This is a genomic window from Catenulispora acidiphila DSM 44928, from assembly GCF_000024025.1.
Lineage (GTDB): Bacteria > Actinomycetota > Actinomycetes > Streptomycetales > Catenulisporaceae > Catenulispora > Catenulispora acidiphila.
In genome coordinates this window covers 10,123,755-10,136,408 of the sequence record NC_013131.1, presented here as the reverse complement: position 1 = coordinate 10,136,408, position 12,654 = coordinate 10,123,755, and the positions used below count along the sequence as shown (strand labels likewise).

12 protein-coding genes are annotated in these 12,654 nt (G+C 70.0%); 7 read left to right on the top strand and 5 right to left on the bottom strand.

All coding sequences use genetic code 11. The features are described 5' to 3' along the window. Positions 1–81 precede the first annotated feature (81 nt). The gene (locus CACI_RS43215; protein WP_041540810.1) at positions 82–714 is read left to right on the top strand and encodes a cysteine hydrolase family protein; all 633 of its coding nucleotides are present in this window, start codon (positions 82–84) and stop codon (positions 712–714) included. A gap of 207 nt (positions 715–921) precedes the next feature. Here CACI_RS43215 and CACI_RS43210 read toward each other — a convergent pair whose 3' ends face one another. Next, positions 922–2,040, bottom strand: a complete 1,119-nt coding sequence (locus tag CACI_RS43210) for an LLM class flavin-dependent oxidoreductase (protein WP_015797280.1) — start codon at positions 2,038–2,040, stop codon at positions 922–924. A 166-nt stretch (positions 2,041–2,206) separates the two neighbouring features. Here CACI_RS43210 and CACI_RS43205 point away from each other — a divergent pair, with 166 nt between their 5' ends. Beyond that, positions 2,207–3,745 carry a class I adenylate-forming enzyme family protein gene (locus tag CACI_RS43205; protein WP_015797279.1) on the top strand — a complete coding sequence of 513 codons (1,539 nt, stop codon included), beginning with the start codon at positions 2,207–2,209 and terminating at the stop codon, positions 3,743–3,745. Here CACI_RS43205 and CACI_RS43200 read toward each other — a convergent pair. Beyond that, positions 3,735–4,715, bottom strand: coding sequence for an NAD(P)/FAD-dependent oxidoreductase (locus CACI_RS43200; RefSeq protein ID WP_015797278.1), 981 nt, complete (start codon positions 4,713–4,715; stop codon positions 3,735–3,737). The genes CACI_RS43205 and CACI_RS43200 overlap by 11 nt on opposite strands. Before the next feature lie 156 nt (positions 4,716–4,871). Here CACI_RS43200 and CACI_RS49435 point away from each other — a divergent pair, with 156 nt between their 5' ends. The 3 genes from CACI_RS49435 to purU are packed head-to-tail and all read left to right on the top strand — an operon-like array spanning position 4,872 to position 7,337. Beyond that, on the top strand, positions 4,872–5,222 hold the full coding sequence (locus CACI_RS49435; RefSeq protein WP_015797277.1) for a hypothetical protein: 351 nt from the start codon (positions 4,872–4,874) through the stop codon (positions 5,220–5,222). Beyond that, positions 5,222–6,403, top strand: coding sequence for a glutathionylspermidine synthase family protein (locus CACI_RS43190; RefSeq protein WP_015797276.1), 1,182 nt, complete (start codon positions 5,222–5,224; stop codon positions 6,401–6,403). Before CACI_RS49435 ends, CACI_RS43190 begins: the two co-directional genes overlap by 1 nt. A gap of 49 nt (positions 6,404–6,452) precedes the next feature. Beyond that, positions 6,453–7,337 (top strand): formyltetrahydrofolate deformylase, encoded by an 885-nt coding sequence (gene purU / locus CACI_RS43185; RefSeq protein WP_015797275.1) that lies wholly within the window; start codon positions 6,453–6,455, stop codon positions 7,335–7,337. Positions 7,338–7,394: 57 nt separating this feature from the next. Here the strand turns inward: purU and CACI_RS43180 are convergent, their stop codons facing one another. The 3 genes from CACI_RS43180 to CACI_RS43170 all read right to left on the bottom strand — a co-directional run bounded on the left by CACI_RS43180 (position 7,395) and on the right by CACI_RS43170 (position 9,800). Continuing rightward, positions 7,395–8,498: a hypothetical protein gene (locus CACI_RS43180; protein ID WP_041540809.1), complete on the bottom strand. Its 1,104-nt coding sequence runs from the start codon at positions 8,496–8,498 to the stop codon at positions 7,395–7,397. 16 nt (positions 8,499–8,514) lie between these two features. Then, positions 8,515–9,048: a SigE family RNA polymerase sigma factor gene (locus CACI_RS43175; protein WP_015797273.1), complete on the bottom strand. Its 534-nt coding sequence runs from the start codon at positions 9,046–9,048 to the stop codon at positions 8,515–8,517. 101 nt (positions 9,049–9,149) lie between these two features. Further along, positions 9,150–9,800, bottom strand: a complete 651-nt coding sequence (locus CACI_RS43170) for a TetR/AcrR family transcriptional regulator (RefSeq protein ID WP_015797272.1) — start codon at positions 9,798–9,800, stop codon at positions 9,150–9,152. A gap of 183 nt (positions 9,801–9,983) precedes the next feature. On the opposite strand from CACI_RS43170, the gene CACI_RS43165 reads away from it, so the two are divergent. After that, positions 9,984–10,877: a M24 family metallopeptidase gene (locus CACI_RS43165; RefSeq protein ID WP_015797271.1), complete on the top strand. Its 894-nt coding sequence runs from the start codon at positions 9,984–9,986 to the stop codon at positions 10,875–10,877. Further along, positions 10,874–12,646, top strand: a complete 1,773-nt coding sequence (locus CACI_RS43160) for an SDR family oxidoreductase (protein ID WP_015797270.1) — start codon at positions 10,874–10,876, stop codon at positions 12,644–12,646. Before CACI_RS43165 ends, CACI_RS43160 begins: the two co-directional genes overlap by 4 nt. The last annotated feature ends 8 nt before the right edge of the window (positions 12,647–12,654 follow it).

Sequence of the window (12,654 nt, the reverse complement as noted above, 5' to 3'; positions counted from 1 at the left end):
CGTCAGGTGAGCGTATTGCGGGAGATCGCCGGGGACAAGACCCGCTCCCCAACTGACGCCGCGTCAGCTACCGTGCCCGGCATGCCGGTCGATCTGAGAGCGATGCTGGAGCCGTCCCGCTGCGCCGTGGTCACCTCCGAGGTGCAGAACGGCGTCCTGGGCCCGGCGGCCCTGTTCCCCGACCTCGCCGCCGTGGCCAGGTCGCACATCCCCGCCATGGTCCGGGTGGTGGACGCCGCCCGCGCGGCCGGCGTCCCGGTCATCCACGCCACCGTCTACCGCCGCCCCGACGCCCGCGGCGCCAACACCAACGCCCGCCTGTTCGCCGCAGCTCTGAAGTCCGCCCGCCGCCCCGACGTCGAGGACCTCCTCCCCGGCTCCGAGGCAGCGGCGGTGATCGACGAGATAGGCCTGCTCGACACCGACATCGAACTTCCCCGCTACCACGGCCTCGGCCCGATGTACGACTCCGGCCTCGCCGCGGTCCTCCGCAACGTCGGCGCCCGCACGGTGATCCCGGTCGGCCTCTCCGTGAACGTCGCCATCACGAACCTGGTGATGGACGCCGTCAACGCCGGCTTCGACGTGGTCCTCCCCCGCGACGCGGTGGCCGGCGTCCCGGCGGCCTACGCCGAAGCGGTGATCGAGCACACCCTCGCGGTGCTGGCAGTGGTGACGACCAGCACCGACCTCGCCGCCGCCTGGAGCCGGTGACGGCGGAGCGCCGGCGGCGGACGGAGCGCCGGTGGCGTGCGCGCGGTCCAGCTCTCGCGCGGGCGCCTTCTCGCAGCAGCCGACGTTTGGCGAGCGCGCACCCGCCTGCGTGGCGCTCGCCGACCAGCTCCCGAACCGCTGGCGGGCGCCTGCTCGATGGTGTGGCGCTCGCCGGCCAGCCCTCGTGTCATCTAGGCCCGCCCCACCTCACCGCCCGAGCTGCGCCTCGCGCTGCCGCGTCGTGGAGTGCACCGGATCGGTGTCGAAGCGCGGCAGGACCTCGCGGCCGAAGGTCTGCACCGACTCGATCGCCACGTCGATGGGCATCGCCGTGGACAGCATCCCGAAGACCAGCTGGTCGGCGCCTATCGCCTGCACTGCCTCGACCGCGGCGGCCACTTCCTCCGGGGTGCCGATGCACATCTGCTTGGCCTCGATGACCGCGTCGATGGTCGCGCGGTCCATCTCCGGGATGCGGCCGCCGAGGTCGGTGACCCACTGGGGGCGGGGGAAGGTGTCCAGGTACTTCCACAGCAGGGTCTGGTGGTAGCCCGAGCCCATGGTGGCCGCCACCTCGCGCGCGCGGTCGCCGTCCTCGAGGCACACCAGCTGCGAGGTGACCATGACGTTGTTGTTGATGTAGCCGCCGACCGGGTTCTCGCAGCGCTCGATCTCCTCCTTGTAGATCGCGATCAGCTTGGCCAGGTCGTCCATCGAGGCCTGGGCGAAGCAGAGCACGCCGATGCCCATCTGGCCGGCCTTCTTGAACGTGCCGGGCGAGCCGGCGGCGACCCACAGCGGGGGGTGCGGGTCGGTGAGCGGCTTGGGCAGGACGTTGCGCTGCGGCATCGAGAAGAAGCGGCCCTGGAAGGAGTAGTCCGTCTCCTTCCACATCCGCACGATCTGCGGCAGGGTCTCGTCGACCATCTCGCGGGTCAGGTCGGAGTCCGTGATGCCGAAGCCCTTGGTCTCGGTGGTCGAGGAGCCGCGCCCGACGCCGAACTCGAACCGGCCGCCGGACAGGTGGTCCAGGACCGCCACCTTCTCCGCGACCCGGGCCGGGTGGCTGACCGGCGGGGTGATGTTGAAGATGCCGGAGCCGACGTGGATGCGCTCGGTCGCGGCGGCGAGGTAGCCGAGGAACGCCTCGTTCGCCGACAGGTGCGAGTACTCGTCGAGGAAGTGGTGCTCGGTGGCCCAGGTGTACTTGAAACCGGCGCGGTCGGCGGCCTTGACCAGCTCGACTTCGTCGCGAAGCCGCGTGGCCTCCGTGATTTCGGGGTGGTTCTGCGGTACGTAGAGGCTGTTGAAGAGGCCGAACTCCACGGTGGGCTCCTACTCGTCGTCGATCGGCGGCGCCATCTGACGCACCGTCAGATATCGTACTGATCGGCTTTGCGGTCGCAAGGGGCACGGCTCTTCCCCCTCGTCGCGGGGTGGAGTAGAACACGTAGAACTGACTCACCGTCAGATCCGATCGGAAGGACGCGGGATGCTGGACGCGGGGAGCCTGTGGGAGCTGGTTGAGCGGCGTGCCGACGCCGACCCCGAGCGCGAGCTGCTGGTGGACTCAGGCGGGTCGCGGATGACCGCCGGCGAGTTCCGGGACGCCGCGCTGCGCACCGCCGCCGGCCTGCACGGCCTCGGCGTCCGCACCGGGACCGTGGTCTCCTGGCAGCTCCCGACCTGGAACGCCGGCTACGTCCTGATGGCCGCGCTGTGCCGCCTCGGCGCCGTCCAGAACCCGATCATCCCCATCTACCGCGACCGCGAGGTGGGCTTCATCGTCCGGCAGATCGCGCCGGAGGTGGTGATCACGCCTTCGGAGTTCGGCGGATTCGACTTCTCAGCCATGATCGCGCGACTGACCGCCGGAACCGGGACCCGGCACATCGCCGCCGACCGCACGCTCCCCGAAGGCGACCCAGCAGTACTCCCGCCCTATCAGGCTCCTGCCGAACGCGAACTGCGCTGGTACTTCTACAGCTCCGGTACCACCGCCGACCCGAAGGGCGCCCGGCACACCGACACGGCGATCCTCGCCGCGGCCCGCGGCATGCACACCTGCCTGGCGCTGACCGGCGCGGACATCAACGGCATGGCCTTCCCCCTGACCCACGTCGCCGGGCCGATCTGGCTGGCGTCCTCGTTGATGGCCGGCCTGTCGAACGTGCTGCTGGACCGGTTCGACCCGGCGGCGGCCGTCGACCTGTTCGGCCGGGAGAAGGTGACGCTCGGCGGCTCGGGGACGCCGTTCCACCTGGCCTATCTCAAAGCACAGCGAGAGTTCGCCAAGACCCACCCCGGCCAGCGCGCCTTCCCCACCTTCCGGCTCTGCAACGGCGGCGGCGCGCCGCGTCCGGCGACACTGCACGCGCAGATCCGCGACGAGGTCGGCGGCCTCGGCGTGATCGCCGGCTGGGGACTGACCGAGGCGCCGATCCTGACGATGTCGACGGTGCACGACCCGCAGACGGCGCTCGACGACTCCGAAGGACGCCCGATGCCCGGCGTCGAGCTGCGCGTGGTGACGCTCGAAGGCAAACCCGCCGGACCCGGCGACGAAGGCGAACTGCGAGCCAAGGCGCCACAACTGATGCTCGGCTACGTCGACGCCGCACTGGACGCCGACGCGTTCGACGCGGACGGCTACTTCCGTACCGGCGACCTCGGAACGATCGACGCCGGCGGCTTCGTCCGGATCACCGGACGCCTCAAGGACATCATCATCCGCAAGGGCGAGAACATCTCCGCCAAGGAGATCGAGGACCTCCTGTTCACCCACCCCCGGGTCGCCGACGCCGCGGTCATCGGGCTGCCGGACGCCGAGCGCGGAGAGCGGGTCTGTGCGGTGGTCGTCGAGGCGGAAGGCACGGAGCCGTTGGAGTTCGCGGATATGGTCGCCTTCCTCAAGGAGGCAGGGCTGACCACCCACAAGCTGCCTGAGCAGCTCGAGGTGGTCGACGTGTTGCCGCGGAACCCGACCGGAAAGGTGATCAAGCGGGATCTGGTCGCGCGCTTCAGGAACTGAGCGCCAACTGAGCCCCAGACCGCAGCCCGGAGAAGTACGTCCGATACGGATCGACCCCGGACAAGCGCGCCGCGAGCACATCCGCCTGCGCCAGCACCGTCTCCCGCCGTCCCGACAAGCTCCGCCGGTGCTCGGCACACGCCCCGAGCGCGTGGATGTGCGGATCGGAAACGCTGCGCAGCGTGTCGTCGACGACGATCCCGCGCGCCACCGCCAGCCCCGACGTCCACGCCAGCGCCGTGTTCGGCGCCGTGCCGCACGCGATGACCGCCAGATCGCACGCCAGCCGGTGGCCGTCGGCGAGGACGACGCCTTCCAGCCCGCCGCCCCGGCCGGCTGTCAGGGCTCGAACACGGCAGTCCTGATACGCGATGACCCCGGTGCGCCGCAGTGTGAGGTACGCGTCGGCCGACGTGATCTCCGGCGCGGCCGGCATCTGGTCGACGAGTTCGACGTGCAGCGGGTCCGCGGCGCGCATCGTGCGCAGCGCGGCTGCCACATCGAGACCGATGGTGCTGCCGCCGATGACGACCGCGTGGGTGGCGGCGCTCGCCGCCTCGGCCAGCCGCTGGAAATCCGCCGCCGAATGCGATGAGTGGACGCCGGGAAGCAGGTCCTGGCCGTCGTCGGTACGCAGGCCCTTGATCGGCGGCAGCATCGCGTTGGCGCCGGTGGCCAGGACCAGCGTGTCGTACGGCTGGACCCAGTGATCGGAGCCGTGGACGAACCGGTGCATCCGGTCCACCGCGACCGCGCGCACGCCGGCGTGCAGGGTCAAGCGCGGATCGGACGGTGTCGGCAGGCCGGCGCCGGCTCCGGTCAGCGTGCCGGGCAGCGCGGAACGGTCGTGCGCGGTGCCGCCCTCGCCGGCGTAGACGATCACGTCCACGTCGGTGTCGGCGGCCAGCAGGCCGGTGACGAGGCGGTGGGCCGCCAGTCCCCAGCCGACGACGACGATCTTCCTGGTCATCGTGCGATCCCTTCGGTCGGCGACGCGATGCCTCCACGATGCCCTGCCGACGTTTCCCAGCCGCTTCGCCGGTGTTACCGCCGCAGTTCCTGTCCGCAACAAGGGAGTAAGCTGCGGTGATCGAGTGGCGGGGGCGGACAGGCTCGGGGGGAAGACATGCGTGAACAGGTCAAACGGCAGCGCGCGAAACTGATCGTCGGCGGCATGATGTCGGCCGCGGTCATCGGCTGGGGCGTCGCCGGATGCAGCCACGACGACCACGACCGCTGCGTGGACACCCGCGACAGCACGGTGATCCCGGACCAGTACTGCTCGGACACCACGTCCTCCTACACCTACGCGCACTGGTACCGCGGCGGCAGCGGCTTCAAGATGGGCCAGCGCGTCTCCGGCGGCGAGGTCGGCGAACACGGCGTGACCCGCGGCGGCTTCGGCGGCCACGGCAGCAGCGGCGGCGAGGGCGGCGAGGGCGGGCACGGCGGCGGCGAAGGCGGGCACGGCGGCTGATGCGCAGACTGCAGAGCCCTCCCCGCGAGGGCTGGCGGCAGGCCGTCGAGTCGCAGGGCCTGGTCTTCCCGGTGACGGACCTGGAGGACGGCAGCGTCGTCCCGTACTGGTACGAGTCCGCGCACTACTCCTTCACCATGGCCGAAGTCGACGCGCTCGAGGACACCACCGCGGAGCTGCACGCGATGTGCCTGGCCGCCGCCGAGCACATCGTGTCCCGCGACCGCTTCGCCGACCTCGGCATCACCGATCCGGCGGTGGTCCGCGCGATCCGCGAGTCGTGGTCGGCGCAGCCGCCGTCGCTGTACTCCCGGTTCGACCTCCGCTACGACGGCGACGACGGCCGCGCCGCGAAGCTGCTGGAGTACAACGCGGACACCCCGACGATGCTGCTGGAGTCCGCGATCTGCCAGTGGTACTGGCTTCAGGACGCACATCCGGAGCTGGACCAGTGGAACTCGCTGCACGAGCGCCTGGTCGACGCCTGGCAGAAGATGCGCCTCCGGCTCGCGGGCGGTCCGGTGCACTTCGTCTACGCCGAGTGTGACGAGAGCGGCGAGGACTTCATGACCTCCTCCTACGTCGCCGAGACCGCGGAGCAGGCCGGGCTGGTCGCGGTCGTGCTCCCGGTGGAGAAGATCGGCTGGCACGCGGCGTCCGGCTGGTTCGTCGATCTCGACCAGACCCGCATGCGCACGGTGTTCAAGCTCTACCCGTGGGAGTGGCTGGTCGCCGAGGACTTCGGCCCGCAGGCGCTCGCCGCCTTCGACCGTACGCAGTGGCTCGAGCCGATCTGGAAGATGCTGCTGTCGAACAAGGCGCTCCTGGCGATTTTGTGGGAGCTGTACCCGGACCACCCCAACCTGCTACCCGCCTACCTCGACGGTCCGCGCGACCTGAAGGACTACGTCGCCAAGCCGCTGCTGGGCCGCGAGGGCGCCTCGATCCGCATCGTCACCGGCGGCGAGCACTTCGAGCAGCCGGGTCACTACGGCCGCGAAGGGTACGTCTACCAGGAGTTCTCCGCGCTTCCGTCCTTCCCCGGCAGCGACGGCGGCGGGCGCGCGGTGCTCGGCTCGTGGCTGGTCGGCGGCGAGCCGGCGGGCCTGGGGATCCGGGAGTCGGACGGCCTCGTGACGGACACGTACGCACGATTCGTACCGCACGTCATCGACGGGTAGTGGTCGTCAGCCGGACGGTTACTGGGACGAACGCCCGCGATCGGCGACAATGGCGGGCATGGCCGAGCCGAAGAAGCAGCAGTGGGTCCTCACCCTGTCGTGTCCGGACACCCCCGGTGTCGTGCACGGCGTCGCGAACTACCTCCTCATGACGGGCTGCACGATTCTGGACAGTCAGCAGTACGGGGATCCCGACTCCGGTCTGTTCTTCATGCGGGTCAGCTTCGAGCGGGTCCACGACGCGGTGACGCTGGAGCAGCTCAACAGCAGTTTCGAGGCGGTCGGCGCGACGTTCCGGATGGCCTGGCGGATCCACGACGCCAACGAGCTGATGCCGGTGGTGCTGATGGTCAGCAAGTTCGGGCACTGCCTGAACGACCTGCTGTTCCGGGCGAGCACCGGGGCGCTGCCGGTGCGGATCGCCGCCGTGGTGTCCAACCACAGCGACTTCGAGGAGCTGACCCGCTCCTACGGCGTGGACTTCGTGCACCTGCCGGTCGCCGCCGGCGACGCCGAGGGCAAGGCGAAGGCCGAGGCGGCGCTGCTGGAGGTGGTCGAGAGCCGGGGCGTGGAGCTGGTCGTGCTGGCCCGCTACATGCAGGTGCTCACCGACGAGGTCTGCAAGGCGCTGGAGGGCCGGATGATCAACATCCACCACTCCTTCCTGCCGAGCTTCAAGGGCGCCAAGCCCTACCACCAGGCGCACGCCCGCGGCGTGAAGCTGATCGGCGCCACCGCCCACTACGTCACCGCCGACCTCGACGAGGGCCCGATCATCGAGCAGGAGGTGGCGCGCGTCGGCCACGGCGTCACCCCCGAGCAGCTGGTCGCGGTCGGCCGCGACGTGGAGTGCCAGGTGCTGGCGCGCGCCGTGAAGTGGCACGCCGAGCACCGGGTGCTGCTGAACGGCAAGCGCACCGTCGTCTTCCCCTGAGGCGGTGCGGCCCTGGGAAGCGTCGGACGCTTCCCAGGGCCGCACCGGCCTCACCGGTCAGGAGCCCGAACTCACCGGAATCCCCGGCGAGGACACAGGCGAGGACACGGACGAGGATCCCGGTGACGACACCGAGCTGCCCGGCGGCTGGCTGAACCCGGACGACTGGGTGTCGGACGGCTGACTCTGGGAGGAGGATCGGCTCCCCGGCGTCTTCGGTGTGGACGGCGGACTCCACGAGCCGGTCGCGCCGCTCGACTGGCTCCCGGACGGGGACGCCTTCGGCGCCGAGGAGTACGAGGACCCGCTTTCGCTCGGCGGCAGCAGGGACCCCAGCTGGTGCATGATGTCGTTCTGGTGCTGGAGCTGCGCCTTGGCGTAGGCCAGGAGCCCCGGATCGATCAGGATCTTCTCCAGCTGCAGATTGCTCAGCAGCGGCACCGCCGACGTCGGCGGTGCGACCCCGTCCATCCCGCCGCCGGCCGAAGTGTGCAGCAAGATGTCGACCCGCGGATCCTTCAGCCCAGCCCCGACATATCCGGCGCTCGGATCGCCCGACGGATAGCTGTCCACGACGACCGTTCCGCCGGCGATGCTGGTCTGCAAGCATCCGACCTGAGACGGCGGGCCGCAGCTCAACGGGCGGCCGTCGCGAGTCGAGGCGGATTCGGTGGAGGCGAGCAGGTAGTTCGTCTCGCCGTTGGGCCCGGTGAGGATCAGCACCGAGGTGGCCGTCGTCTGCACGGTGAATCCGTCGGGCAGCGCCGCCTGGATGTACGGCGCCGATCCCTTGGCGAAGTCGGTCATGAAGTTCTGCTGCTCGCTGTACAGCTGGCAGATCCGCACAAGGTCGCCCTTGGCGGTCCCCGGCGCGTTGCAGGACGACGTCCACCCGCTGCCCGCTGGGAAGTTCGGGCCGCTCGACGACGCCGAGGGCTGCCTCCCGCTCGCCGAACTCACCTCGTTCCCGGACCCGCCGCTCATCGCCGCGACCCCGGTCCCCACCGCGATCACCGCCAGCGCCGCCGCCGCGGACAGCACCCAGTCCCGCCGCCGCCGGCGCATGCCCCAGTCCATCGCGGCGTCGATGACGTCCCGCTGCTGTGGCTCGTCCTGCGGCGCCGGAAGCGCGCCGGACAACAGCTCACGCATGTCGTTCACAGTTCTTCCCTTCCAGCTAGTCGTGGATGAGCTCGCTGACGGCCGCACCGAGCCGTTGCCGCAGGATGGCGATCGCCCGCGACGTCTGGCTCTTGACCGTCCCCGGCGTGATCCCCAGTGCGTCGGCTGTCTGGTCGACGGTCAGGTCCTCCCAGAACCGCAGGACGACGACCGCCCTGGCGCGCGGCGGCAGCGTGTCGAGTGCGCTGCGCACCGCGAGCCGGAGTGCGGCGTCGTCAGAAGGGGAGGCCGGTTCGGGGACGTTGTCGAGGGCGACCGTCGCACGGTCCTTCTGCTTCATGTCCAGGAAGGCGCGATACAGCACCGTGCGGGCGTAGGCGTCGACGGAGTCGGCGCGCATCACCCTCGGCCAGGACCGGAACAGCCGACCGAAGGTCGTCTGCACGAGATCCTCGGCGGTGTGCCAGTTCCCGCACAACAGGTACGCGCTACGGCGCAAGTGGGGCTGTGCCCCCACGGCGTACTCGCGGAACTGTTCGCGGGCCTCGGCCGAACCGCCATGCGCCAGCGGGCTCTTGAGTTTCCTCACATCAGGTATGACCGGAGGACGGCCGGTGCGGTTGGAACGGGGATCGGTTTTCTCCGTTCCCTGCGACCGCTTTAGACCGGGACGCCCTAGAACGGAACGACCTAGACCGGGACCTCATGGCCGATCGCCATCAGCAGCGCGCCTAGCTGAATGATCAGTTGCTGCTCGATCTCGGTGCGGGGCAGGTCCTGGTGCTTGAGCCAGTCCAGCACCGCGGTCTCGGCGGCGGCGACCCAGCACTTGAGCGTCATGCGGACGAGCGGGTCCACCGGGGTGGGCTCGCCGAGTCCCTCCACGAGGAGTTCGTAGACGGTGTCCTCCACCGAGTGCACCAGCGCGGCCGACTCCCCGCCGGAGCCGTAGGCCGCCGATCCGCCGAGCAGCGCGACGAATCCGGCCGAGTGCGCCTCGGCGAACTCCACGAACGCCCGCACCGCGCGGTCCAGCCGCTGCAGCGGGGTGTCGCCGGGCTCGATCTGCGCCAGCCGCCGGGTCAGCTCGGCGGCGGCCTTGGACAGCGCGGCGGCGTAGAGCTCCTGCTTGGTCCCGAAGTAGTGGTAGACCAGCGCGCGCGAGGCGCCGGCGGCCTGCGCCACGTCGTCGACGGACACCTCGTCGGGACCGCGTTCGGCGAGCAGGTCCAGCGCCGCCTCGATCAGCTCGTCGCGGCGGCGGTCGACCGACAGCCGGCGGCGGGGTGCCGTGCGCGGGGTGGAGCGGACGGGCTGGGAGCTGCGGGACTCGGACTGCACATCGCCATGCTGCCACGTCCGGCACCAGGAGCGAATCGGCAAGCGTGTCGGGACCGTTCCCGAATCTGCTTCGGTCTGCCCGGATCTGCCGAACGGCGGCTCTCCAGCCCGGCGCTCCGGCGGGTCGCCGTTGGCGGAAACGGGGTCTTGTCGGCAGGACCCTCCGCGCCTACATTAGACGCCGTGTCCAATAAAACCGGTCCCACGCCCGAAGCCCTGCAGCGTCACCGCGACGCCCAGGCGCTGGCCTACCGCTGCGCCGAGACGGTTGGCGCGGGACTGGAAGCCGGCGTCACCGAGCGGGAGGCCGCGCGGCGGATGCGCGCCTACCTGCGGGAGACCGGCGTCGAGGACTTCTTCCACATCCCCTTCGCCTGGTTCGGGGAGCGCACCGCGTTCCGCTCGCTGAAGGGCCCGTGGACGCCTCTGCACTTCTTCCCGACGAACAAGCGGCTCGAGGAGGGGATGTCGTACATCCTCGACTGCTCGCCGGTGGTCGACGGCTACGTCTCCGACATCGGCTACTCCGGCGTCCTCGGCGACCCCGGCACGAACCGCATCTTCGACGCGCTCATGCGCGACCTCGCGGAGTACCGGACGCTGATCCTGCGACGGATCAAGGCCGGGGACACGCTGTCCGAGGTCTACGCGGCGGTCGACGCGCTCATCGCGCGGCAGGGATACGAGTCCCGGCACAAGGTCTACCCGGGCCGCGTCATCGGCCACCAGGTCGGCCGGATGACCCAGCGCCGCGCTGTGTCCGATTTGATGGTGGGCCGCTATGCCTTCGGCTTCGGGCTGCGCACGCTGGAGACTCTGGGGCGCGAGATCGTCACCGAGGGGGTCAAGGGGCGCTCGCCGCTGTGGGCCGGAGGCAAAGCCTCCCGGCACGCGCCGATGCCGGGGCTGTGGGCGGTCGAGCCGCACATCGGCTTTCCGTCCATCTCTGGCGGCAGCAAGCACAGCGTCGGGGTGAAGTTCGAGGAACTGCTGGTCGTCACCGAGGACGACGCCTTCTGGCTCGACGACGACCTGCCGCATGTCCGGCGCTGGCAACTGGAAGGTGCACACGCATGACCCAGGACGTCCGCACCTTGGCGGTGACCGTGGAGGGCGGCAAGCTCTCCGTCCGCACGTACGGGGACCCCTCGAAGCCGATTGTGTTGCTGGTCCACGGTTATCCCGACACCCAAGCGGTGTGGGACGGCATCGTTGCGGAACTCGTTGACGACTTCTACGTCGTCACTTACGACACCCGCGGTATCGGCGCTTCCAAGGGACCGCTGTTCAAGCACGGCTATACGTTGGAGCACCTTGCGGACGACCTCTATGCGGTCGCCGACGTAGTCGCCCCCGATCGGCCGGTGCATCTGGTCGGCCACGACTGGGGTTCCATCCAGGCTTGGGAAGCGGTGACGCGCGCGGACTCCGCACAGCGTTTCCTGTCCTATACGTCCATCTCCGGTCCCTGCCTGGACCACGCTGCTCTGTGGACGCGCTCGGGTATCCGTAAGCCGACTCCCAAGGCGGCGGCGCGTTCGCTGAAGCAGGCACTCGCGTCTTGGTACATCGTCGTGTTCCACCTTCCGGTGGGACCGCGAGTGGCGTGGAGGCTCGGTCTCGCTAAGCAGTGGCCGCGGATCATCAAAGCTATAGAGGGAACCAGACTCGACCCCTCCCCGACTTTGCATAGGGATGGCTCGCGCGGTGTCCTCTACTACCGCGCCAACATGCTGCCCAAGATGCGGCGTCCCCAGGAGCGGTCGACCACGGTTCCCGTCCAGGTGCTCACTCCGACCGGCGACCGATTCGTGACTCCGGCCCTCGCCGCGCAGGCGCCGGTTCCGTGGACGGAGCGGCTCTATGTGCGGAAGGTCAACGGCGGCCATTGGATCGTCGTGAAGAAGCCCGCGCTGATCGCCGAGCGGATCCGGGAGTTCGTCCAGTCCAGCATCGCCACTCCAGGAGGACCTGAGCCCGTGCGTTCCCTACTGCGTGCCGAGGCTAGGCAGGGCACTAAGGACCGCCGTGAGTTCGAGGACAAGCTGGTCGTCGTCACCGGCGCCGGTTCCGGTATCGGACGCGCCACCGCGCTGGCGTTCGCCGAGAAGGGCGCGGACATCGTCGTTGCCGACATCGACAGTGTCGCTGCCGCGCGCACCGTAGAGCTGGTCGAACTGCTCGGTGCGCGCGGCTACCTCTATACGGTCGACGTCTCCTCTGGCGAGGCCATGGAGAAGTTCGCGAACGACGTTAAGGAGACGGCGGGCGTTCCCGACGTTGTCGTCAACAACGCGGGCATCGGGATGTCCGGTCCCTTCCTCGCCACAGAGGTGAAGGACTGGGAGAAGATCCTCGGCGTCAACGTCTGGGGCGTCATCCACGGCGCGCGCTGTTTCGGCGCGATGATGCGGGAGCGCGGCGAGGGCGGGCACATCGTGAACCTCGCTTCCGCCGCCGCCTATACGCCGTCGCGCACTCTCTCTGCCTACTCGACGTCCAAGGCGGCCGTCCTCATGCTCTCCGAATGCCTGCGCGCGGAGTTCGCGAGCTACGGCATCGGCGTCTCGGCGATCTGCCCCGGCTTCATCGCCACCAACATCACCCGGACGACGAAGTTCGTCGGGCAGAGCGCCGAGCAGCAGGAGCGGACCCGGCAGCGGATCACCGGCCTGTACCGGAAGCGGAACTTCGGGCCCGACAAGGTGGCCGAGCGCATCGTCGACGCCGTGCGGCGGGACCGGCCGGTGGTCCCGGTCGCGCTGGAGGCCAGGGCGGGCAAGGCCGTCTCCCGGCTGTCCCCGGCGCTGGCCCGCCGGATGGCGAAGATCGACCCGACCGGCTGAGGAGCGGA

Coding starts and splice junctions, on each gene's coding strand:
- CACI_RS43215 (WP_041540810.1), top strand. CDS start 82: ATGCCGGTCGATCTGAGAGCGATGCTGGAGCCGTCCCGCTGCGCCGTG.
- CACI_RS43205 (WP_015797279.1), top strand. CDS start 2,207: ATGCTGGACGCGGGGAGCCTGTGGGAGCTGGTTGAGCGGCGTGCCGAC.
- CACI_RS43200 (WP_015797278.1), bottom strand. CDS start 4,715: ATGACCAGGAAGATCGTCGTCGTCGGCTGGGGACTGGCGGCCCACCGC.
- CACI_RS49435 (WP_015797277.1), top strand. CDS start 4,872: ATGCGTGAACAGGTCAAACGGCAGCGCGCGAAACTGATCGTCGGCGGC.
- CACI_RS43190 (WP_015797276.1), top strand. CDS start 5,222: ATGCGCAGACTGCAGAGCCCTCCCCGCGAGGGCTGGCGGCAGGCCGTC.
- purU (WP_015797275.1), top strand. CDS start 6,453: ATGGCGGGCATGGCCGAGCCGAAGAAGCAGCAGTGGGTCCTCACCCTG.
- CACI_RS43160 (WP_015797270.1), top strand. CDS start 10,874: ATGACCCAGGACGTCCGCACCTTGGCGGTGACCGTGGAGGGCGGCAAG.